Consider the following 21,513-nt stretch of genomic DNA (forward strand, 5'->3'; position numbering starts at 1 on the left):
GCAGGCCCGCTCCCACCCAGAGCAGCTCCCACATAGCCTGACAGCAAAAATGTCAGGTGTTTCAAGGGCTTCGTTTCACCGCATGCACCACAACCGTGCAGACGGACGGCACTGTCATCGGTATAGTGCCGCCCCTCTTCGCGTGAGCGGTCGTCGGTAGCGAGACCACAACCCATGCGAAACCCGAACTAATAACAAACCCGCGATATGAAACCGGGACGAACTTCGAACCGACCGTTGTGCCGTGCGCCCACCGGTGTAACTCGATGTGTCTGCCCGGCAAGCATTTGCCAACACAAAAAACAGCGAGGAATAATCCATGCTCGAAGTCATTAACGACTTCCTCTCAGGGAAAGTACTGATCGTGCTCATTGTCGGGCTCGGTAGCTACTTCACGATCCGCTCGCGTTTCGTTCAATTGCGTCACTTCTTCCACATGTTCGCGGTGTTCCGCGACAGCCTCAAAAGCAGCGCCGGGCAACTCAGTTCATTCCAGGCCCTGATGCTCAGCCTCGCCGGCCGCGTCGGTGCGGGCAACATTGCCGGTGTCGGCATCGCCGTGACACTCGGCGGGCCTGGCGCGGTGTTCTGGATGTGGGTGACCGCACTGGTCGGCATGTCCAGCAGCTTCTTCGAATGCTCCCTCGGTCAGTTGTACAAGCGCACTGACTCCGACGGCACCTTCCGTGGCGGCCCGTCCTACTACATCCAGCACGGTCTGCAGAAACGCTGGCTGGGCATGCTCATGGCGTTCCTGTTGCTGGTGACGTTCGGCTTCGCCTTCAACGGCCTGCAAGCACACGCCGTGACCCATTCGCTGAACAACGCGTTCGGCCTCGATACCACTTACACCGGCATCGGTCTGGCCGTGCTGCTGGGTCTGGTGTTCATCGGCGGGATCAAGCGCATCGCCAAGGTTGCCGACCTGTTGGTACCGGTGAAAACCCTGGTGTACATCGGCGTGACCATTTACGTGATCGTGCTGCAATTCGACCAGGTGCCGGGCATGCTGATGACCATCGTCAAGAGCGCCTTCGGTCTGGACCAGGCCTTCGGTGGCCTGATCGGCAGCGCTATCGTCATGGGCGTGAAACGTGGCGTGTTCGCCAACGAAGCAGGCCTGGGCAGTGCGCCGAACGTGGCGGCTGTGGCGGCGGTCGAGCACCCGGTGGCGCAAGGCGTGGTTCAAGCGTTCAGCGTGTTCCTCGACACCTTCGTGATCTGCACCTGCACCGCATTGCTGATCCTGCTTTCGGGCTTCTACACCCCGGGCTTCGAAGGCGACGGCATTGCCCTGACCCAGAACTCGCTGGCCGCCGTGGTCGGTGACTGGGGCCGGATGTTCATCTCCGTGGCCCTGGCGTTGTTCGTGTTCACCTCGATCCTCTACAACTACTACCTGGGCGAGAGCAACCTGCGCTTTCTGATCGGTGAAAACCGCAAGGCGCTGATGGGCTATCGCGCGCTGGTACTGGTGCTGATCTTCTGGGGCGCCATCGAAAACCTCGGTACCGTATTTGCCTTCGCCGACATCACCATGACCATGCTCGCGTTCGTCAATCTGATCGCGCTGTTCCTGCTGTTCAAGGTCGGCATGCGCATCCTGCGTGACTACGATGACCAGCGCGCCGCTGGCATCAAGACTCCGGTGTTCGACTCCGCGAAGTTCCCGGACCTGGATCTGGATCGCCAGGCATGGCCGGCCAACCCGCCAGCCGCCGCGCAGAGTCAGGCTGAGCCGCAAGGCGTGACCGCAGTGCAACGCTGATCGGTAAAAAGCGGGCGCATCCCTTGCGCCCGTCAGCTAGAGTGCGCAAATCCATTGTGGGAGCGGGCTTGCTCGCGAAGACGGACGTTCAGCCAACACCTGCGTTGAATGTACTGACCTCTTCGCGAGCCAGCCCGCTCCCACAATGGCAGTCATTGTTTCGGAGAACCTCCATGAATTCGTCGACCTATCCTGCCGCCCAGCACGTCATGGTGCTCTACACCGGCGGTACCATTGGCATGCAAGCCAGCGCCAACGGCCTTGCGCCGGCGTCCGGCTTTGAAGCGCGGATGCGCGAATACCTGCACAGCCAGCCCGAACTTGTCGTGCCGCAGTGGCGTTTTCGCGAGATGTCGCCGCTGATCGACAGCGCCAACATGACCCCGACGTACTGGCAGCAGTTGCGTGAAGCGGTGGTCGATGCGGTGGATGTTCAGGGCTGCGACAGCGTGCTGATCCTGCATGGCACCGACACGCTGGCCTATAGTGCCGCCGCCATGAGCTTCCAGTTGCTCGGCCTGCATGCCCGCGTGTGTTTTACCGGCTCCATGCTGCCGGCCGGTGTCACCGACAGCGACGCCTGGGAGAACCTCGGCGGCGCGCTGGTTGCACTGGGCCAAGGCCTCGCGCCGGGTGTGCATCTGTACTTCCACGGCGAACTGCTGGACCCGACCCGTTGCGCCAAGGTTCGCAGTTTTGGCCGTCATCCGTTCAAGCGCCTGGAGCGTCAGGGCGGCGGTGTGAAAGCCTCTTCGCTGCCAGCAGCGTTGAACTACAACCAGGCAAAACAACTGGCGAAGGTTGCGGTGTTGCCGCTGTTCCCTGGCATCGCTGCCGAGATCCTCGATGGCCTGCTCGACAGCGGCATTCAAGGCCTGGTGCTGGAGTGCTACGGCAGCGGCACCGGGCCGAGCGACAACCCGGAGTTCCTCGCCAGCCTCGGCCATGCGCGGGACAAGGGCGTGGTGGTGGTGGCAGTCACGCAATGCCACGAAGGCGGGGTTGAACTGGACGTCTATGAGGCAGGCAGTCGCTTGCGCGGTGTCGGTGTGCTGTCCGGTGGCGGCATGACCCGTGAAGCGGCATTCGGCAAGTTGCATGCACTGCTGGGCGCAGGGCTTGAAACGGACGAAGTCCGTCGGCTTGTCGAACTCGACCTTTGCGGCGAGCTAAGCTGACAAAACACAAAACCTGTGGGAGCGGGCTTGCTCGCGAAGGCGGCGGCACATCCAGCATTGATGTGACAGGCCGACCGATTTCGCGAGCAAGCCCGCTCCCACAGGGGTCGTCGGCACACAACTTGCTCCTCATTCCAGCATCCCAAGGCTGGAAGTCCTCATGCTCCACTCCCACCTCACCACCCTCAATGCCGTCTCCCTGGTGCTCGATGCCTTCAAGGCCGATGGACTTTCAAGTGAAGCGCTGCTGGCCGGCAGCGGCATCAGTGCGGCGGATCTGAACCGGGCCGACACGCGCATCACCACCAATCAAGAGATGCAGGTCTGTGCCAACGCCGTTGCCCTCAAGCGCGATATCGGCCTGGAACTGGGTCGGCGGATGCACGTTTCCTGCTACGGCATGCTCGGTTACGCCCTGCTCACCAGTGCCACCTTCGGTGACGCATTGCGCCTGGCGATACGCTACCCGGCGCTGCTGGGAACACTTTTCGAGCTGAGCCTGGAGGACGACGGCGAGCGCATCTGGTTCGCCGCCGCCGATTACCGCGAGAGCCCGGCCATGGCAGTGTTCAACGCCGAATTCTGTCTCGTGTCGCTGAAAGTCACCTGCGACGACCTGCTTGGCCATCCCCTGCCCTTGCTCGGCGCACGCTTCGAACATGCCGCACCCGACTACGAACCGAGCTACGCCGAACACTTCAACTGCCCGCTGGATTTCGGCGCGCGCAACAATGCCTTCGCCTTCGACAAACGCTGGCTCGACCAACCGTTGCCGCTGGCCGATGTCATCACCCATCAAGCCATGGCCGAGCGCTGCCGCAAACAGAACATTGAGTTCACCGGGCGTCAGGCCTGGCTCGGACGGATCCGCCAATTGCTCAGCGCGCAATTGAATGCGGCGCCAGGGCTGGAGGGCCTGGCCGAGCAGATGAATTGCTCGGCGCGAACCTTGCGTCGACATCTCAAGGACATGGGCTGCAGTTATCAGGAGTTGCTCGACGAACTGCGCTTCGAACAGGCCAAGCAAATGCTGTGTGAGGATCAATTGCCGATCTACCAGATTGCCGAGGCGCTGGGCTTCAGCGAGACCGCGAGTTTTCGCCATGCGTTCGTACGCTGGAGTGGTGTGGCGCCCAGCCAGTTTCGGCCACACGGATAACCCTGTGGGAGCGGGCTTGCCCGCGAAGAGGCCGGTACAACCGATACATCTCCATTGGCTGAAACACCGCTTTCGCGGGCAAGCCCGCTCCCACAGGTTTAGCATTTCATGCACTCACCCGGAACTCAGCCGTGAGCAAGGGGCGAATTTCGGTCAAATGTTTTGGCCATATCGATCCCCTTTTGGCCTTTCCTGCCGTTCTCCGAAATCGTCCGTGCCGCAAGACTGTGTTCAACCGAATCAGCCTGCGGAGAACAACAAAATGCTGACGATCTACTCGAACGATCACCACTTGCACCACGGCCGTTGTGAATTGATAGACGGGCAACTCAAGCCCTGCTTCGAAATGCCTTCGCGTGCCGACCACGTGCTGGCACGGGTGCAAAATCAAAATCTCGGCCCTGTCGAAGCGCCGAAGGATTTCGGCCTCGGACCGATCGAACGCATCCACAGCCGCGACTACCTCGACTTCTTCAAAGGCGCCTGGGCACGCTGGACCGAGTTCAACACCGACGGTGACTTGCTGCCCTACACCTGGCCGGCCCGTACCCTGCGCCGGATCAAACCCACCAGCCTGCATGGCGAACTCGGTTACTACAGCTTCGATGGCGGCGCCCCGATCACCGCCGGTACCTGGCAGGCGGCGTACAGCGCAGCGCAAGTCGCCCTCACCGCCCAGGCGGAAATCCAGCGCGGCGCCCGTTCGGCCTTCGCCCTGTGCCGTCCACCGGGACACCACGCCGCCAGCGATTTGATGGGGGGTTATTGCTACCTCAACAACGCGGCCATCGCCGCTCAGGCGTTCCTCGATCAGGGCCACAAAAAGGTCGCGATCCTCGACGTCGATTACCACCATGGCAACGGCACGCAGTCGATCTTCTACGAACGCAGCGACGTGCTGTTCACCTCGATCCATGGCCACCCGGAAGCCGAGTTTCCGTTCTTCCTCGGCTATGAAGACGAATTGGGCGAGGGCCCCGGCGAGGGCTTCAACTTCAACTATCCTCTGGCCGCAGGTTCGGGCTGGGACACCTGGAGCGCGGCGCTGGAACAGGCCTGCAAAGAGATCGAAAGCTACGGCGCCGACATCGTCGTGGTCTCCCTGGGCGTCGACACGTTCAAGGACGATCCGATCTCGCAATTCAAACTCGACAGCCCGGATTACCTGGCCATGGGCAAGCGCATTGCGGCTCTCGGCAAACCGACGCTGTTCGTGATGGAAGGCGGCTACGCGGTAGAAGAAATCGGCATCAACGCCGTGAACGTTCTCGAAGGTTTCGAAAGCGCCCAATGAGGATTAGAACAATGACAAGACTCAAGCGTTTGATCGTTCCAGCCCTGGGCGCCCTGGTGCTCAGTGGCGTTGCCCATGCTGAAGAACGAACATTGCGTGTCTACAACTGGTTCGACTACATCACCCCCAAGGCCCTGGAAGACTTCAAGGCCCAGAACAGCCAGACCAAGCTGGTCTACGACATTTTCGACACCAACGAAGCACTGGAAGCCAAGTTGCTGACCGGCAACTCCGGCTACGACGTGGTGGTGCCGTCCAACGTGTTCCTCGCCAAGCAGATCGAAGCCGGCGTGTTCCAGCCACTGGACCGCAGCAAGTTGCCGAACTGGAACCACCTCGATCCCAAGCTGATGAAGCTGATCGAGGCCAACGACCCGGGCAACAAATTCGCCGTCCCGTACATGTACGGGACCATCCTGATCGGCTTCAATCCGGACAAGGTCAAGGCCGTGCTCGGCGAAAACGCGCCAGTGGACAGCTGGGACCTGATTTTCAAGGAAGAGAACATCAGCAAGCTCAAGCAGTGCGGCGTCGCCCTGCTCGACTCGCCCTCGGAGATCTTGCCGCTGGCCCTGCAACACCTCGGCCTCGATCCCAACAGCAAGAAGCCTGCGGACTACGACAAGGCTGAAGCGCTGCTGATGAAGATCCGCCCGTACATCACCTACTTCCACTCATCGAAGTACATGGCCGATATCGCCAACGGTGACATCTGCGTCGCGGTCGGTTATTCCGGCAGCTTCTCGCAAGCCGCCAACCGCGCCAAGGAAGCCAAGAACGGTGTGATCGTCGACATGCGCTTGCCGAAGGAAGGCGCACCGATCTGGTTCGATATGCTCGCAATACCCAAGGGTGCGAAGAATCCGGAAGACGCCTACACCTTCATCAACTACCTGCTGCAACCTCAGGTGATTGCGCCGGTCAGTGACTTTGTCGGCTACCCGAACCCGAACAAGGACGCCACGGAACTGGTCGACCCGGCGATCCGCAACAACCCGAACCTGTACCCGACCGACACGGCAATGAGCACGCTCTACACCCTGCAACCGTTGCCGCGCGATGCCGAACGTGCGCGGACCCGGGCCTGGACCAAGATCAAGTCCGGTACCTGACAACCGCGTCGTTCCCGTCATCATCAAGACCTGCGTTTACGCAGGTCTTTTTTTACCCGTGCTTCAGCCAGCACGCCACACCGCCCGCAATCGCTCCAGCGCTGACTCGATCGCCTTTTCGGGCACGGCGGCGAAGCCCAGCACCAGCCCCGCTCGCTGATCCATCGGCGTCGTGGAGTCGGGCAGCCAATAACTGCTCAAGCCGTTGATCTCGACATCGACACTTTGCGCCAACTCGATCAATTCAAGTTCGCGCGCAACGCTATCGACAGGGACGGTCATGTGCAGCCCGGCGGCGACGCTGGGTAATGTTCCGACGCCGGGAATCTCCGCCGGCCAGCCATTGAGCAATGTGTTACGGCGACTCAACGCCGCACGGCGCATGCGGCGGATATGTCGCTGGAAATGCCCGGCCGCCATGAACTCGGCCATCACCGCCTGGGTACTGACCTCGGAATGGCGTACATCCACGGCACGGCGTTGGGCAAAAGCCTGCACCAGCCCTGTCGGTAACACCAGGTAACCCAGGCGCAACGCCGGAAACGCCACTTTGCCGAACGTGCCGACGTAGAGCACCCGGCCTTGCCGATCCAGTGCCGCCAGAGGCGCCAGTGGCGCACCGCTGTAACGGTACTCGCCGTCGTAGTCATCCTCGACGATCCAGCCCTGGGTGCGTTCGGCCCAGGCCAACAACTCCAGGCGGCGAGCCAGGCTCATCACCACCCCGGTGGGGTACTGATGGGACGGGGTGACGTAGGTCAAACGGCAATCACGCAGCTGTGCCAGTTCAGCGCAGTCGATGCCCTCGCCATCCACCGCCACCCCATGCAATCTCGCACCTGCCACGGCGAACGCATGACCGGCCGCCCGATACCCGGGATTTTCAATCGCCACCCCATCACCGGACTCCACCAACAGCTGTGCACAAAGGCTGATCCCCTGCTGCGCACCACTGGTGATCACAATTTGTTCAGCCGTGCACTGCATGCCACGGGAACTGCGCAAATACGCAGCAATCATCCCGCGCAAGCGCGCATCGCCAGCCGGGTCGCCGTAGCACAGCTGCTGCAAATCCGGTTTGCGCCAGAAAGCCGCGTTCAGCTTGGCCCAGACCTCGAATGGAAACAGATCGAACGCCGGAACACCGACCCGAAATGCCCGCGGCGGACCGCTCGGCGGACTGGGTAAATGGTTGTTTTTTAGCCGTGCCAACGGATCGGTGTGGATAACTTTGCTGGATGGATCCACAGGCAAATCGAGCCAATTTGTGGATAAGACTGTTGATAACCCTGTTGAAAAGCCTGTGGATATTTTTGTGGATAGTTTTTTTTCCGGCAACGCCGCCTGAGGCAGTTGCGCGACATAAGTGCCGTCCCCGACTCGCCCCTCAATGAAGCCTTCGGCGTACAACTGATCGTAGGCACGCACCACGCTGTTGCGGGAAATAGCCAGCGCTGCGGCTAGGTCACGACTGGCCGGCAGACGCGTTCCACTGGCCAATCGTCCGTCGAGGACGCGCAGGCGCAAGGCCTGATAGAGCTGTCGACTCAACCCCTGGCGACGGTCGAGTTCGATACCGGCCGGGTTGAACGACAGGGAAAGCGGCGCATCCGTCATGACAATGGACCTATGAAATTGGTCATTAATGGCTCTTACAACAGACCAATAGCCTGCCTAGGATGAAGGCATTCGCCAAGGAAAATATCTCCATGTATACGCCGCGCGCTTTTGCCATCGACGAGTTGTCCCAACTGCATGAACTGATCCTCGCCACCCGTCTCGCCATATTGGTGACCCACGGCGAAAGCGGCCTGCAAGCCAGTCATGTGCCGGTGCTGCTGCATTGCGAACAAGGCTTGAACGGCACGTTGTACGGGCATCTGGCCAAAGCCAATCCACAGTGGAAAGACCTGCGCGACGGTGCCGAAGCCCTGCTGATTTTTGCCGGTGCCGATGCCTACGTCAGCCCCGGCTTCTACCCGAGCAAGGCCGAACACGGCAAAGTCGTGCCAACCTGGAACTACGTCGCCGTACACGCCTATGGCCGAGCCGAAACCTTTAGCGATGGCGGGCGGCTGCTCGACATCGTCAGCACCCTCACCGACCGTCATGAAGCTGGCCGCGCCCAACCGTGGTCAGTGGCCGATGCCCCCGCCGATTACATCGACGGCATGCTCAAGGCCATCGTCGGTTTCGCCATTCCCATCGACCGTCTGGAAGGCAAGCGCAAGCTCAGCCAGAACCGCAGCCCCGCCGACATCGCCGGCGTACGCGAAGGCCTGGCCGCCAGCCCCGACGTCAACGACCAGACCCTCGCCCAATTGATGCGCTAAGGAAATCACCATGAGTCAAATCGACATTCGCCAAGTCACCGCCGGTGATCACGCGGCCTGGTTGCCGCTGTGGCAAGCCTACCTGCGCTTCTATAAAACCGAATTGCCGGAGGCCGTCACTCACAGCACCTGGCAGCGCATGCTCGACCCGAACGAACCGACCCACGCCGCCCTCGCCTGGGCTGACAATAAAGCCGTGGGCATGGTGCACTTCATCTACCATCGTTCGAACTGGGCCATCGAAAACGCCTGCTACCTGCAAGACTTGCTGGTGGTCCCGGAAACCCGAGGCACCGGCGTCGGCCGGCAACTGATCGAGTTCGTCTACACCACGGCCAAGGCCGACGGCTGCAACAAGGTGCACTGGCTGACCCACGAAACCAACGCCACCGCGATCCAGCTCTACGAGCACCTTGCAGAACGCCCCGGTTTCATCCAGTTTCGCAAAGCCATTTAAGGTTCAAGGAGAACAACATGTCGACTTCACTCGCCAACTGGAAAGGCGTCCCGGCCCCCACGACACAGCTGATCGAAGGACGCTTCATCCGCCTGGAAAAACTCGACCCGGCGCGCCACGGCGACGACCTGTTCAAAGCCCTGCAAGGCCCGGGCGCCGACCCGAAACTTTGGGACTATCTGCCATACGGCCCCTTCCCGGAGCGCAGTGTCTTCAACGACTGGCTGAACAACCACGCGGCCAATAGCGACCCGTACTTCTTCAGCGTGATCGATCGCGCCAGCGGCGAGGTCCAGGGCATCCTCAGCCTGATGTCCATCGTTCCGGCCCAGGGCCGCATCGAAATCGGCCACGTCACCTTCGGCGCGCCGATGCAGCGCTCGCCGAAAAGCACCGAGGCGGTTTACCTGCTGGCCAAGGAATCCTTCGCCCTCGGCTACCGTCGCCTGGAATGGAAATGCAACAACGCCAACGCCCGCTCCAAATATGCGGCCGAGCGTTTGGGTTTCAGTTTTGAGGGTGTGTTTCGCCAGCACATGGTGGTCAAGGGGCAGAACCGCGATACGGCGTGGTACTCGATCCTGGATTCGGAATGGCCGGCGATTGGGGCCGGGTTCGAGAAGTGGTTGAGTGATGAGAACCAGACGGGGTCGAGGCAGTTGAAAAGCCTCGTTGAGTGCCGCGGCTAAAAGCATCAAAAGCAAAAGATCGCCCGAGCGCGGACCGAGCCTTCGGCAGCTCCTACAGGGTCGGTGTATATCCTGTAGGAGCTGCCGAAGGCTGCGATCCTTTGATCTTCAATATGCCGCGTTATAAAGCCGAATCAGGACGTACGATCGGAGCAGTTTCAGCTGATATCCCGTCGAATCCGCACCACACCCATTTTCAGTCCAAACGGACGGAACACTGCGTTCAAAGACTTCAGTGTCTGATTCCCTTCTCCATGTTCAATGTGCACCAGCGTGCGCACCGAGATTCTGCACATTTTGGCGAATTGGGTCTGGTGCAGGCCGGTGACTTCGACTCGCAACCGTCGAACCGCTTCGCCAATTTCAAGAGTGCCCTGAGCTAAAGCCTCTTGAATGCTTTCTATGAGCACTGTGCGCTCAGCAACGGTCATGCTCATTTCAAGCCCCACTCTTTCAAACGTTGCTCCAGATTTTTTAATGCAATTTGTGGGTGATTCATTGTCTGTCCAGGCAGACCGCTGGCCGAGAGAATATCGGGGAGCGCCATCAGACGATTTGCATCTTCACGCAGGCGCTCAAATAGATCCTGCACGTCACTCAAAGCGGCCAATGGATCATCCGGGTCAGCGATGTCGGCCAATGTACGGCACACCCCGCGCCAATCAACGTCACCCGCTCTCTCCAGATCTTTTGGCCACTTGGTGGTCCGTGTCACACCTTCGTCGTCCATCACCATGGGCGCTAAATCATAAATGGGTGCAAGGCGAAACGAGGCGTCATCTCGGATGATTGCGGTATTGCGTCCGTGGTTATCCGAGTTGCCGAGGATTTTGTTGATCAGATCCCGACGAAGATAATCGGCAACGAGATCCGGGATTTGATCCGCCTGCCCCGCCTCACGCCATAGTCCTGCCAACAAGCGGATAACGTCCATGTGGTCCAAAGCACTACCCGGCGTCGTAATGTTTGCCAGCGAGTAAATTGACTCCACGGCAAAGCGCTCGACGCCTTGGTCGGTCACTTGGCGGTCAAAACGCTGCATCCACAAGCTGGGTTTGGTTGCTTCTTCCAGTGCAAGCCCCTCGACGGCCACAGTTTCAATCCCCAGACTCTGGAGCGCCCTGTAGTAGTGATACTCGCTTCTGAGGATTACCTGATCAGTTTCCAGCCCCTTGTTGCGGGCGAACTTCACAAACCAATGTTGAGTGACGTCGGCATCCCCAAGTACTGCATCCGGGTACAGTAGCCCCGCCTTGTTCTGAGCCAACAAAAGCTTCGGAGCCTCGCCACCTGCACCTGTTGCGCCACCAATGGCAGCCCCCTGCTCATAGGCATACTCAAGAAATCGATTATTGCGACTTATGACGTCCTGGCGCTCAAAACCAATCGGCTCACGCTGATCCACTGCTTCGGCAGACGCCTTGACCCGCATATTTCCAATCGGCGCCGGTGTGCTTCTGGCCAGCAGGTAAAGGTCTGCACTTACGTCCGCGGGCTTGTCTTTGCCTATATGCGCCAAAAGGAACCTTTTGGCTGCACCTGCGGGTGCAACATCATGTAAAAATGCTGGCGCATTGGATCGTCTGCCATCCCAATCCAAAGGGAATCTCGCGCTCACTGCCTTGGCGAACGGAGTTCCAATATCTTCGTAATTTTCAAAAAGATACGTTTGCTGGTAGCCAAAATTGCAGCGACTTTCGAAGCCTTTTTCAGGGCTGTCGAAGCTCAAAATCATGGCGTCGTGCCAGTTTCCTGCCCAATAGATCTGTAGAGTCAGATCGTACATGTCGTCACCACCTGCATTTAAATGCATATTCTCATGGCTGATTATCGCGATTAATGCAATATAGTGCACACGAAGAGCGCAGGCACAGTGGCTATGTGTATTAAAATGCAGATCAAACCACTTGCGTGGTAAAAAAACGCAAAATAATGCAGATCACGCCGAACCAATAGTTCGAAAGCCACAAAACCAGAAATTGCCTTACGGACGATGCCGGAAAAGTCGGTCGCGACAACAGGGGATGAGCGTCTGATCGCCAAATCCAGAGCATAAAAAAAGGGGAGCACATGCCCCCCCGAGGTTTAAAGCGTTGTATCGAGGCTGTTAACTCAGCCTTCGATCTCGATCAGGATCTCGCCCGGGTTCACCCGGTCGCCCTTGGCCACGTGAATGGCGGTGACTTTACCGGCGATGGCCGCCTGGACTTCGGTTTCCATCTTCATCGCTTCGGTGATCAGCACAGCCTGGCCCGCCTTGACGGTGTCACCCTCCTTGACCAGTACGTCGACGATGTTGCCCGGCATGGTGGTGCTGACATGGCCTGGTGCGGTGGCTTGCTTGCGCTTGCTGCTACCGCCGCCGACGAATTCGTTGAGCGGCTCGAACACCACTTCTTCCGGCATGCCGTCGATGGACAGGTAGAAGTGACGCTTGCCTTCAGCCTTGACGCCAACACCGGTGATGTCGACGCGGTAGGTTTCGCCGTGAACGTCGATGACGAACTCGGTCGGTACGCCTTCACCGCCCGCCGAAGCCACCTTGCCGGCTTCCGGAATCGGCAACAGCACTTCAGGTGTCAGGGTTCCGGCCGCGCGCTCTTCGAGGAACTTGCGACCGATGTCCGGGAACATGGCGAAGGTCAGCACGTCTTCTTCAGACTTGGCCAGAGCACCGATATCGGCGCGCAGCTTGGCCATTTCCGGCTTGAGCAGATCGGCTGGACGCACGTCGATCACTTCTTCGCTGCCGATGGCCTGGCGACGCAGTTGTTCGTTGACGGTGCCCGGCGCCTTGCCGTAGCCGCCTTGCAGGTACAGCTTCACTTCGTTGGTGATGGTCTTGTAGCGCTCGCCGGCCAGCACGTTGAAGAACGCCTGGGTGCCGACGATCTGCGAGGTCGGGGTCACCAGTGGCGGGAAGCCGAGGTCTTCGCGAACGCGCGGGATTTCGGCCAGCACTTCGCTCATGCGATTCAGCGCGCCCTGCTCTTTCAACTGGTTGGCCAGGTTGGAAATCATCCCGCCCGGCACCTGGTTGACTTGCACACGGGTGTCGACGGCGGTGAATTCGCTTTCGAACTGGTGGTACTTCTTGCGCACGGCGTAGAAGTACAGACCGATCTCTTGCAGCAGTTCCAGGTTCAGGCCGGTGTCGAACTCGCTGCCCTTGAGGGCCGCGACCATCGACTCGGTGCCCGGGTGGCTGGTGCCCCAGGCGAAGCTGGAGATCGCGGTGTCGATGTGGTCAGCGCCGTTTTCGATAGCCTTCATCTGGCACATTGCAGCCAGGCCAGCGGTGTCGTGGGAGTGGATGAACACGGGCAGCGATTGCTCGGCTTTCAGAGCCTTGACCAGTTCGCCAGTGGCGTATGGGGTCAGCAAACCGGCCATGTCCTTGATCGCCACCGAGTCGCAACCCATGGCTTCCATTTGCTTGGCCTGGTTCACGAAGGCCTCGATGGTGTGCACCGGGCTGGTGGTGTAGGCAATGGTGCCCTGGGCGTGTTTGCCGGCGGCTTTCACCGCTTCGATGGCCACGCGCAGGTTACGCACGTCGTTCATGGCGTCGAAGATACGGAACACGTCGATGCCGTTGACCGCGGCCTTGGCGACGAAGGCTTTGACCACGTCGTCGCTGTAGTGGCGGTAGCCCAGCAGGTTCTGGCCGCGTAACAGCATTTGCAGGCGGGTGTTAGGCAGCGCGGCGCGCAGTTGGCGCAGACGCTCCCACGGGTCTTCTTTCAGGAAACGTACGCAGGCGTCGAAGGTCGCGCCGCCCCAGCACTCCAGCGACCAGTAGCCGACTTTGTCGAGCTTGTCGCAGATGGGCAGCATGTCTTCGGTGCGCATGCGGGTGGCGAGCAGCGATTGGTGGGCGTCGCGCAGGATCGTGTCGGTTACGTGGATTTGCTTGCTCATTGTTCTATTCCTCACAGGCCTGCGTGGGCGGCGATGGCGGCGGCGATGGCCAGGGCCAGCTCTTCGGGTTTGCGCTTGATCGAGTAGTTGGTCAGTTCAGGGTGGCTTTCAACGAAGCTGGTATTGAACTGGCCGCTACGGAATTCCGGGTTACGCAGAATTTCCTGGTAGTACGCGGCAGTGGTCTTGACCCCTTGCAGACGCATGTCATCGAGGGCGCGCAGACCACGGTCCATCGCCTCTTCCCAGGTCAGCGCCCACACCACCAGTTTCAGGCACATGGAGTCGTAGAACGGCGGAATGGTGTAGCCGGTGTAGATCGCCGTGTCGGTACGCACGCCGGGACCGCCGGGTGCGTAGTAACGGGTGATCTTGCCGAAGCTCGGCAGGAAGTTGTTCTTCGGGTCTTCGGCGTTGATCCGGAATTGCAGGGCGAAACCACGGTGCTGGATGTCTTCCTGTTTCACCGACAGCGGCAAGCCGGAGGCAATGCGAATCTGCTCGCGGACAATGTCGATGCCAGTGATTTCTTCGGTGATGGTGTGTTCCACCTGCACCCGGGTGTTCATCTCCATGAAGTACACCTCGCCCTCGGCGAGCAGGAACTCCACGGTGCCGGCGTTCTCGTAGCCCACGGCCTTGGCTGCACGCACCGACAGGTCGCCGATGTAGGCGCGCTGTTCCGGAGTCAGTTGCGGGCTCGGGGCGATCTCGATCAGCTTCTGGTTGCGGCGCTGGATCGAGCAGTCACGCTCGAACAGGTGCACCACATTGCCGAAGCTGTCTCCAAGGATCTGCGCTTCGATATGCTTGGGATTGACGATGCATTTTTCCAGGAACACTTCCGCCGAACCGAATGCCTTGGTGGCTTCGGAAATGACCCGAGGGAAAGCCTGTTCAAGTTCTTCACGGCTGTTGCAGCGACGAATACCGCGACCACCACCACCGGATGTGGCCTTGAGCATCACCGGGTAGCCGATGCGATCGCCTTCGGTCAGGGCTTCTTCGATGCCCGACACGTTGCCTTCGGTGCCTGGAGTGACCGGCACGCCGGCCTTGATCATGCTGCGGCGCGCTTCGGTCTTGTCGCCCATGCGGCGAATGACTTCAGCCGATGGACCGATGAATTTGATCCCGCGCTCAGCGCAGATTTCCGCCAGTTCGGCGTTTTCCGAAAGGAAGCCATAACCGGGGTGCAACGCATCGCAGCCGGTTTCCACAGCCAGGTTCACCAGCTTGCGCGGGTTCAGGTATCCGGCCAGCGGTTCGGCACCGATGCTATGGGCCTCGTCCGCACGCTTCACATGCAAGGCATGGCGGTCAGCGTCGGAATAGATCGCGACCGAGCGAATGCCCATTTCGGCACAGGCACGTACGATTCGTACGGCAATCTCACCACGGTTGGCGATCAGGATCTTTGTTATCACTTGGAGTTTCCCTTGAGCCGGTGGTACCCACGACCTGCTAGACCCAGGTCGACGCGTGACCAAATGTTTCAGTTCGGTCGCAGGTCCACACTAGCGCCCACAAGGGATTAACAAAAATGAATAATAATTGGGTCGCGCATAAGTAAAGACTTATAGTTGATTCACCAGCCAGCGACCAGAGTGACCGGATAATGCGTAAGTCATTGATGCGTATGACTTTGCGGCAATTGCAGATCTTCAATGAGGTCTGTGATTTGCGCTCTTACAGCCGCGCGGCCGACGAAATGTCGCTCACACAACCTGCTGTCAGCCTGCAGATTCGTCAGCTCGAAGAGCTGATTGGCCAGCCGTTGTTCGATTACGTCGGCAAAAAGCTCTACATGACCGAAGCCGCTGAAGCGTTACAGCGAGCCAGCCGGGATATTTTCGGACGCCTGGAAAACCTCGACATGCAGCTGTCGGACATGCAGGGCTCGTTGCAGGGGCAACTGAAACTGGCGGTTGAATCCAGCGCCAAATATTTCGTGCCGCATCTGTTTGCCGCATTCAAACGCCAGCATCCGGAGGTGAACCTGCAACTGACGGTGGTCAATCGCGGCCAGGTGATTCGGCGTCTGTCGGACAACCGCGACGACCTGGTGATCATGTCCATGGTGCCTCAGGACATGGGCCTGGAGTTCCTGCCGTTCCTGAACAACCCGATCGTCGCCGTGGCGCCACCGGATCACCCGCTGTGTCACATGGGGCCGCTGCGCTTGCAGGATCTCGAGCCCTACACACTGTTGCTGCGTGAGCCAGGCTCCGGGACGCGGCTGGCGTGCGAAGAATACTTCAAAGAGAAGCGTGTGCACTTCAACCAGACTCAGGAAGTCTCGTCTGCCGAAGCTCAGCGAGAATGTGTACTGGCAGGCCTGGGCGTTGCGCTGTTGACGCGCCACGCCCTGAACCTTGAATTGGCAACCGGTGGGTTGATCGAGCTACCCATCGAAGAGCTGCCACTGTTCCGCAGTTGGTGCCTGGTGCAGGCCAAGGCGAAACGCCTGTCACCGGTAGCTCACGCCTTCCTGGCGTTTATCCGCAGTGAACGGATCCAGATCAGCGCGCTGGTTGAGCGTTTCGACGGGAAGTCGAGGGAGATGCCTGCCAGAAGTTGAGTTCCAACTCTGGAAAATCGCCAATTTCGGCCAGAAGCTGACGGCGTTCGCAGCGATCTTCGATAGCGCGACGGAATTCCATGCGGCGCTGGTCTTCCTGCTGACGACGGGTTTTGACAGCGCTGTTGCGTTCTTCGTAGGGCATGGCCATTTCGAGTCTCCCAAGGCGAGTACGGGAGTTTCAAGATAGGCGCGAGGGATGACGGTTTGGCGGCTCGGGTGTTACAGACCGATGAATGTTGTTTGGTCCTGTGGCGAGGGAGCTTGCTCCCGTTCGGCTGCGCAGCAGTCGCACAATTCTGGGGCCGCTTCGCGACCCAGCGGGAGCAAGCTCCCTCGCCACAGGGGTCCGCGCCGGCCTTGAAGTCAGTCGTCCAGCGCTTTTACCGACTTGGGTGACAACCGCAAACTGCGCAAACTGCGTTTAACGCTCTTGAGGTGATTGACCAGGCTCGGTCCGCGGGCCATGGCCACGCCCATCGCCAACACATCGATCACCACCAGGTGGGCGATACGCGAGGTCAGCGGCGTGTAGATTTCAGTGTCCTCGTGCACATCGATTGCCAGGTTGACTGTCGACAACTCGGCCAATGGCGTCTGGCTCGGACACAAAGTGATCAACGAAGCGCCGCTTTCGCGCACCAGGTTGGCGGTGATCAGCAGGTCCTTGGAGCGCCCGGACTGGGAAATGCAGATCGCCACGTCGGTCGGCTTGAGCGTCACGGCCGACATCGCCTGCATGTGCGGGTCGGAATACGCTGCAGCGGTGAGCAGCAAGCGGAAGAACTTGTGCTGGGCGTCCGCCGCGACCGCACCCGAGGCGCCAAAACCATAGAACTCGACGCGCTGGGCCTGGGACATCAGCGTCACGGCCCTCTGCAACTCCAGCGGATCGAGTTTCTCGCGAACTTCCATCAGGGTATGCAGGGTGGTGTCGAAGATTTTCAGGCTGTAGTCGGCGACCGAGTCGTCTTCGTGGATCGCAAACTGGCCAAAACTCGCACCGGCCGCCAGGCTCTGGGCCAGCTTCAGCTTCAGGTCCTGAAAGCCGGAACAGCCGATGGCACGGCAAAAACGCACGATGGTCGGTTCACTGATGCCCACGCTGTGGGCAAGGTCGGCCATGGAGCTGTGCATCACGGCCGCAGGATCAAGCAGCACGTGGTCGGCGACCTTGAGCTCCGACTTGCGTAACAGGTGACGAGACTGGGCGATGTGTTGCAGCAGATTCAAAGGGCTGGACTCTTTGTTATTGGCAGGTGCCGGGGATGTAGCACGCTTGTAGTTATACTACATGAATCGGCTTTTTGCCTGCTCAATGCGTAACCACATCCCTCGGCATTCAGGCACGCGTGCTCCATGTAGCGCTCATTTGCGAGCTTTCCCGTTGCTTATCAATGCCCGCCACTTGGCGCTGCGGCTAAAATGTGCCTTTCTTACAAACGTCAGTACTGGTTACTCACCAAAAACGTACAGCCCACATCAACTTACAAACAAGTTAAGTATCGCTACCCACCAACCAAACAGAGAGGGATATATTAAACAGGCAGGACGCAATTATCTTAATTACAGGAGTTACACACAATGACCATTACAACTAAAAATTGGGTCGCCCAAATTGACCGCATGCCCGGCGCGGCTTCCTTCCATGCCTTTGGCACGGTAACCGTTCCAAACTCTGGCATTACGCCGAGGCTGGTATTGAGCGAAATCCAGGACAAGTCTTTTGATTTGCGACTCGACCTGGAACTTGAAACAACCCACGAAATTGCATTGCAAGTCCTGACAGACAAGTTTGTCGAATATAAGAAAATGGGGCCTTCCAGTGTCACCGGCGTCAGTATTTTTTTCGCAGGAAAGTTACTTCACCATATTGATAAAGTACTGATCACCGATTAAGGAATTACCCGCTGCAAACTTCCCGTCAGACCGCCATGGCCTGACGGGAAGCCATTTCGGTCAATCCACACCATTCTCTCGCAGCAGAACGGCCAGAACCTGCGCCTCGACCGGCCGACTGATCAGATAACCTTGCACCTCATCGCAGCGCTCAGCCTTGAGAAACTCAAGCTGCTCCTGGTGCTCCACCCCTTCCGCGACAACCTTCAACGACAAGCCATGGGCCATGGCAATGATCGCCCGTGTAATCGCGGCATCTTCGGTGCCCTCGCCCAGTCCGCGGATAAACGCCTGGTCGATCTTCACGTAGTCCACCGGAATGCGTTTGAGATAACTCAAAGACGAATACCCGGTGCCAAAATCATCGATCGCCAGCTTCACGCCCAGATCACGTAACTGCTGGAAGGTTGCGATGATGTGCTCGACGCTGTCCAGCAACTGGCTTTCGGTAAGCTCCAGCTCCAGATAGTGCGGTGCCAACCCGGTCTCTTCCAGCACCTGTCGCACCAGACTGACCAGCTTGCCCTGGCGCAATTGATGCACCGACAAGTTGACCGACACCCGAATCGGCTCAAGCCCCTGTCGCTGCCACTCACAGGCTTGCCAGCAGGCCTGACGCAGCACGAACTCACCGATCGGGCCGATCAATCCGGTTTCTTCAGCCAGGCCGATGAAATCCCCCGGCGGCACGCGGCCCATGGTCGGATGATCCCAACGCACCAAGGCTTCGGCGGCATTCAACCGGCCAGTGGCCAGGCACAGTTTCGGTTGGTAAAACACCTTCAGCTGTTTGTCTTCGATGGCTTTGCGCAGGTGGTTTTCCAGTTGTAAACGCTCCAGCGTGCTGGCTTGCAAGCTGTCGGTGTAAAACTGGAAATTATCGCCACCCAGGTGTTTGGCATGCTGCATCGCCATGTTCGACTGACTGACCAGTGCCGATATTTCCCGGGCGCTGTCCGGCAACAGACTGATGCCCATTGACGCACTGACCACCAGCTCATGCCCGTCAATGGTCACCGGCAAACGCAACTTGCTCGCCAGACGAGTCGCCACCCGGGCCAGGCTTGAAAGGTTGCCGTAGGCGTTGAACAGCACGGCAAACTCATCGCCCGAGAGGCGCGCGATGGTGTCTGCTTCAGGCAATGCATTCACCAGTCGCCGGGCCATTTTCTGCAACAACTGGTCGGCGACTTCATGCCCCAGGCTGTCGTTGAGTTGCTTGAACCGGTCGAGATTGATGTGCAGCAAAGCCAGGCTGCGATAACCGCCCTGTCGTACTCGTTGATGAGCCTCGCTGAGACGCTCGCGGAACATCGCGCGATTGGCCAGACCGGTGAGTTCGTCGTAATGGGTCAGATAGCGCATACGCTCTTCGGATTCCCGGCGGGCAGAAAGATCCGCGAAGAAGCCCACGATATGGCTGACATTTCCCCGGCTATCGCGCACGGCATTCAATTGCAGCCATTGCGGATACATCTCGCCGTTCTTGCGGGTTTCCACCAATTCACCCTGCCAGCTGCCTTGCTGCTCCAGCGCCTGATGGATCGCGGCATAATGCCGACGCGCATCTCGACTGCATGGCAACTCAACGACTTTGCGTCCGATCATGTCTTCGATGGCATAGCCGGTCACCCGACTGAAGGCTTGATTGATTGCGATCAGGGCATAGTTCGGGTCGAAAATCACAATCCCTTCGCTGGCCGCCTCGAATACGGTCGCCGCCAGTTGCCGCTGCTCTTCCAGGTTTTTGCTGACGCTGATGTCGCGCCGAGTGCCGACCATGCGCAAAACCCGTCCGTTCTCGGCACGCTCGACCGCCCGCCCACGGTCCTCGATCCAGACCCAGTGGCCATCGCCATGGCGCACGCGATACTCGATTTGATAGTCCTCGGTGCGGCCCTTCAGATGCTCGACCAGTGCCCTTTTCAGCGCTGGAAGGTCCTCGGGGTGAAGACGCGGCTTGAGATGACGCAGGATTGCCGTGACCTGGTCCGGCTCCAGGCCGAACAATTCCTGAATCTGCGTGTGATGGACTTCGTCGGTTTGCAGATTCCAGTCCCACAACCCCAACTCGCTGGCCTTCAATGCCAGCGCCAGGCGTGCTTCACTCTTGCTCAGCGCCTGGTTGGCGGCGTCCAGCTCCAGGCTGCGCTGAGCGACGCGGTTTTCCAGGTCGACCTGGATCTCTCGCAATTCGTTCTCGGCGCGTCGACGCTGTTCGATCTCCTTGGCCAGCTTTTGATTGAGCTGATCACTGCAGCTTTGCGCCTGCTGTAGATGTTCGATCAATGCCTGATTCTGAAAGCGTCGCATCAAGCCCCGATCGATCAATCGATTGACCTGCCAGGCAACCACACTCAATGCACCGAGCAGAATCAGCCCGAACCAGCCCCAGCCCTGCTGCTGTTCGTCACCGCCCCAAAACATATAGGCAATGGCCGGTAGCAGGCAGGGCAAGGTGAAAGACAGAAAGGCCGGCAAACTGACGGCATAAGCCACGCTGGCCGAAAGCGCTGCGGCACCGATGAGGCCGAAGACCCAGGCTTGCTGAATGAAGTTATCGGCGGGAACCAGGGCAATGCCGGCACCGGCCAGGGTCAGACCGGTGAGGCCGGAGCCCAGCAAAAACATCCGCCGCCAAATGGGCTGGGCTTGACGATTGGGGATGGCCGAATCGAAGGCTGCGACCTGAATCACCCGCAATGCCACCAAGGACAACAACCACACCAGCCAGACACTGACCAGGAAATAGCGCTGCGGACTCCAGAGCAAACCGGCACAGACCAGGCCATTGATCAGCATGAACAACGTGGGCAGCAGCGAGCCCTGATACAACAGGCGCGTGCGTTCGACCGCCATTTCCATGGCGTATTGCTTTCTGATAACCCGAGGCTCCACAGTGGGGCCCGACAGGTCGAAGCTGAGGGTCATAGGCGATGTTCTTGTTCTTATAATGATGAGCATGGGCCCGAAACTGCTCGGAGCATACACAAGCAATTGCCCGGACCAAACTGCTGCTGATCAATAAATCGCCAAATTTTTCAGCCGCCGCCCCTCCCTGAAAACCCTGAAGGCACGCCCCGCCAACGCCCGCAGCCGATGACCGACCGGTCGTCCCTCGC

Annotated in this window: 18 protein-coding genes; 10 read left to right on the forward strand and 8 right to left on the reverse strand. The window is 59.3% G+C overall.

What is annotated here, in order from left to right; genetic code table 11:
• Nucleotides 1–319 precede the first annotated feature (319 nt).
• From BSF40_RS05620 to BSF40_RS05640, 5 genes are all read left to right on the forward strand, one after another.
• On the forward strand, nt 320–1,768 hold the full coding sequence (locus BSF40_RS05620) for a sodium:alanine symporter family protein (protein ID WP_095964363.1): 1,449 nt from the start codon (nt 320–322) through the stop codon (nt 1,766–1,768).
• 173 nt (nt 1,769–1,941) lie between these two features.
• A complete protein-coding gene (locus tag BSF40_RS05625; RefSeq protein WP_095964364.1) occupies nt 1,942–2,946 on the forward strand; it encodes an asparaginase in 1,005 nt (334 codons plus the stop codon).
• Between the two features lie 160 nt (nt 2,947–3,106).
• On the forward strand, nt 3,107–4,105 hold the full coding sequence (locus BSF40_RS05630; protein ID WP_095964365.1) for an AraC family transcriptional regulator: 999 nt from the start codon (nt 3,107–3,109) through the stop codon (nt 4,103–4,105).
• Between the two features lie 262 nt (nt 4,106–4,367).
• Nucleotides 4,368–5,399 carry a histone deacetylase family protein gene (locus BSF40_RS05635; protein WP_095964366.1) on the forward strand — a complete coding sequence of 344 codons (1,032 nt, stop codon included), beginning with the start codon at nt 4,368–4,370 and terminating at the stop codon, nt 5,397–5,399.
• 11 nt (nt 5,400–5,410) lie between these two features.
• Nucleotides 5,411–6,511, forward strand: coding sequence for a polyamine ABC transporter substrate-binding protein (locus tag BSF40_RS05640; RefSeq protein ID WP_095964367.1), 1,101 nt, complete (start codon nt 5,411–5,413; stop codon nt 6,509–6,511).
• Nucleotides 6,512–6,574: 63 nt separating this feature from the next.
• Here BSF40_RS05640 and BSF40_RS05645 read toward each other — a convergent pair whose 3' ends face one another.
• The gene (locus BSF40_RS05645) at nt 6,575–8,128 is read right to left on the reverse strand and encodes a PLP-dependent aminotransferase family protein (RefSeq protein WP_095964368.1); all 1,554 of its coding nucleotides are present in this window, start codon (nt 8,126–8,128) and stop codon (nt 6,575–6,577) included.
• A 92-nt stretch (nt 8,129–8,220) separates the two neighbouring features.
• On the opposite strand from BSF40_RS05645, the gene BSF40_RS05650 reads away from it, so the two are divergent.
• From BSF40_RS05650 to BSF40_RS05660, 3 genes are read left to right on the forward strand one after another with little or no spacing between them, the layout of a single operon-like run.
• Nucleotides 8,221–8,844 carry an FMN-binding negative transcriptional regulator gene (locus BSF40_RS05650; RefSeq protein ID WP_007971713.1) on the forward strand — a complete coding sequence of 208 codons (624 nt, stop codon included), beginning with the start codon at nt 8,221–8,223 and terminating at the stop codon, nt 8,842–8,844.
• Nucleotides 8,845–8,854: 10 nt separating this feature from the next.
• Nucleotides 8,855–9,301 carry a GNAT family N-acetyltransferase gene (locus tag BSF40_RS05655; protein WP_095964369.1) on the forward strand — a complete coding sequence of 149 codons (447 nt, stop codon included), beginning with the start codon at nt 8,855–8,857 and terminating at the stop codon, nt 9,299–9,301.
• A gap of 17 nt (nt 9,302–9,318) precedes the next feature.
• Nucleotides 9,319–9,990 carry a GNAT family N-acetyltransferase gene (locus BSF40_RS05660; protein ID WP_095964370.1) on the forward strand — a complete coding sequence of 224 codons (672 nt, stop codon included), beginning with the start codon at nt 9,319–9,321 and terminating at the stop codon, nt 9,988–9,990.
• A gap of 158 nt (nt 9,991–10,148) precedes the next feature.
• Here the strand turns inward: BSF40_RS05660 and BSF40_RS05665 are convergent, their stop codons facing one another.
• The 4 genes from BSF40_RS05665 to BSF40_RS05680 form a co-directional block, all read right to left on the reverse strand.
• On the reverse strand, nt 10,149–10,427 hold the full coding sequence (locus tag BSF40_RS05665; RefSeq protein ID WP_095964371.1) for a helix-turn-helix domain-containing protein: 279 nt from the start codon (nt 10,425–10,427) through the stop codon (nt 10,149–10,151).
• Nucleotides 10,424–11,776, reverse strand: coding sequence for a HipA domain-containing protein (locus BSF40_RS05670; protein WP_095964372.1), 1,353 nt, complete (start codon nt 11,774–11,776; stop codon nt 10,424–10,426). Before BSF40_RS05670 ends, BSF40_RS05665 begins: the two co-directional genes overlap by 4 nt.
• A 326-nt stretch (nt 11,777–12,102) precedes the next feature.
• Nucleotides 12,103–13,911, reverse strand: a complete 1,809-nt coding sequence (oadA, locus tag BSF40_RS05675; RefSeq protein WP_015097410.1) for a sodium-extruding oxaloacetate decarboxylase subunit alpha — start codon at nt 13,909–13,911, stop codon at nt 12,103–12,105.
• An 11-nt stretch (nt 13,912–13,922) separates the two neighbouring features.
• Nucleotides 13,923–15,338 (reverse strand): acetyl-CoA carboxylase biotin carboxylase subunit, encoded by a 1,416-nt coding sequence (locus BSF40_RS05680; protein WP_007971702.1) that lies wholly within the window; start codon nt 15,336–15,338, stop codon nt 13,923–13,925.
• 191 nt (nt 15,339–15,529) lie between these two features.
• On the opposite strand from BSF40_RS05680, the gene BSF40_RS05685 reads away from it, so the two are divergent.
• Nucleotides 15,530–16,492, forward strand: a complete 963-nt coding sequence (locus BSF40_RS05685; protein WP_007971700.1) for a LysR family transcriptional regulator — start codon at nt 15,530–15,532, stop codon at nt 16,490–16,492.
• Here the strand turns inward: BSF40_RS05685 and BSF40_RS05690 are convergent.
• On the reverse strand, nt 16,434–16,643 hold the full coding sequence (locus BSF40_RS05690; protein ID WP_007971698.1) for a PA3496 family putative envelope integrity protein: 210 nt from the start codon (nt 16,641–16,643) through the stop codon (nt 16,434–16,436). The genes BSF40_RS05685 and BSF40_RS05690 overlap by 59 nt on opposite strands.
• A 215-nt stretch (nt 16,644–16,858) precedes the next feature.
• Nucleotides 16,859–17,725, reverse strand: a complete 867-nt coding sequence (hexR, locus tag BSF40_RS05695; protein ID WP_007954250.1) for a transcriptional regulator HexR — start codon at nt 17,723–17,725, stop codon at nt 16,859–16,861.
• A 351-nt stretch (nt 17,726–18,076) separates the two neighbouring features.
• Here hexR and BSF40_RS05700 point away from each other — a divergent pair, with 351 nt between their 5' ends.
• Nucleotides 18,077–18,391, forward strand: coding sequence for a hypothetical protein (locus BSF40_RS05700; protein WP_095964373.1), 315 nt, complete (start codon nt 18,077–18,079; stop codon nt 18,389–18,391).
• Nucleotides 18,392–18,451: 60 nt separating this feature from the next.
• Here the strand turns inward: BSF40_RS05700 and BSF40_RS05705 are convergent, their stop codons facing one another.
• Nucleotides 18,452–21,322, reverse strand: a complete 2,871-nt coding sequence (locus BSF40_RS05705) for an EAL domain-containing protein (protein ID WP_095964374.1) — start codon at nt 21,320–21,322, stop codon at nt 18,452–18,454.
• Nucleotides 21,323–21,513 lie beyond the last annotated feature (191 nt).

This window comes from Pseudomonas sp. ACN5 (genome assembly GCF_002303975.1).
Lineage (GTDB): Bacteria > Pseudomonadota > Gammaproteobacteria > Pseudomonadales > Pseudomonadaceae > Aquipseudomonas > Aquipseudomonas laurylsulfatiphila.

Bases quoted from the DNA above. Each gene is read 5' to 3' on its own strand.
- BSF40_RS05685 (WP_007971700.1), top strand. From the start codon at position 15,530: ATGCGTAAGTCATTGATGCGTATGACTTTGCGGCAATTGCAGATCTTC.
- BSF40_RS05665 (WP_095964371.1), bottom strand. From the start codon at position 10,427: ATGAGCATGACCGTTGCTGAGCGCACAGTGCTCATAGAAAGCATTCAA.
- BSF40_RS05705 (WP_095964374.1), bottom strand. From the start codon at position 21,322: ATGACCCTCAGCTTCGACCTGTCGGGCCCCACTGTGGAGCCTCGGGTT.
- BSF40_RS05620 (WP_095964363.1), top strand. From the start codon at position 320: ATGCTCGAAGTCATTAACGACTTCCTCTCAGGGAAAGTACTGATCGTG.
- BSF40_RS05690 (WP_007971698.1), bottom strand. From the start codon at position 16,643: ATGGCCATGCCCTACGAAGAACGCAACAGCGCTGTCAAAACCCGTCGT.
- BSF40_RS05700 (WP_095964373.1), top strand. From the start codon at position 18,077: ATGACCATTACAACTAAAAATTGGGTCGCCCAAATTGACCGCATGCCC.
- BSF40_RS05670 (WP_095964372.1), bottom strand. From the start codon at position 11,776: ATGTACGATCTGACTCTACAGATCTATTGGGCAGGAAACTGGCACGAC.
- BSF40_RS05640 (WP_095964367.1), top strand. From the start codon at position 5,411: ATGACAAGACTCAAGCGTTTGATCGTTCCAGCCCTGGGCGCCCTGGTG.
- BSF40_RS05650 (WP_007971713.1), top strand. From the start codon at position 8,221: ATGTATACGCCGCGCGCTTTTGCCATCGACGAGTTGTCCCAACTGCAT.
- BSF40_RS05625 (WP_095964364.1), top strand. From the start codon at position 1,942: ATGAATTCGTCGACCTATCCTGCCGCCCAGCACGTCATGGTGCTCTAC.
- BSF40_RS05655 (WP_095964369.1), top strand. From the start codon at position 8,855: ATGAGTCAAATCGACATTCGCCAAGTCACCGCCGGTGATCACGCGGCC.
- BSF40_RS05645 (WP_095964368.1), bottom strand. From the start codon at position 8,128: ATGACGGATGCGCCGCTTTCCCTGTCGTTCAACCCGGCCGGTATCGAA.
- BSF40_RS05630 (WP_095964365.1), top strand. From the start codon at position 3,107: ATGCTCCACTCCCACCTCACCACCCTCAATGCCGTCTCCCTGGTGCTC.
- BSF40_RS05660 (WP_095964370.1), top strand. From the start codon at position 9,319: ATGTCGACTTCACTCGCCAACTGGAAAGGCGTCCCGGCCCCCACGACA.
- BSF40_RS05635 (WP_095964366.1), top strand. From the start codon at position 4,368: ATGCTGACGATCTACTCGAACGATCACCACTTGCACCACGGCCGTTGT.
- oadA (WP_015097410.1), bottom strand. From the start codon at position 13,911: ATGAGCAAGCAAATCCACGTAACCGACACGATCCTGCGCGACGCCCAC.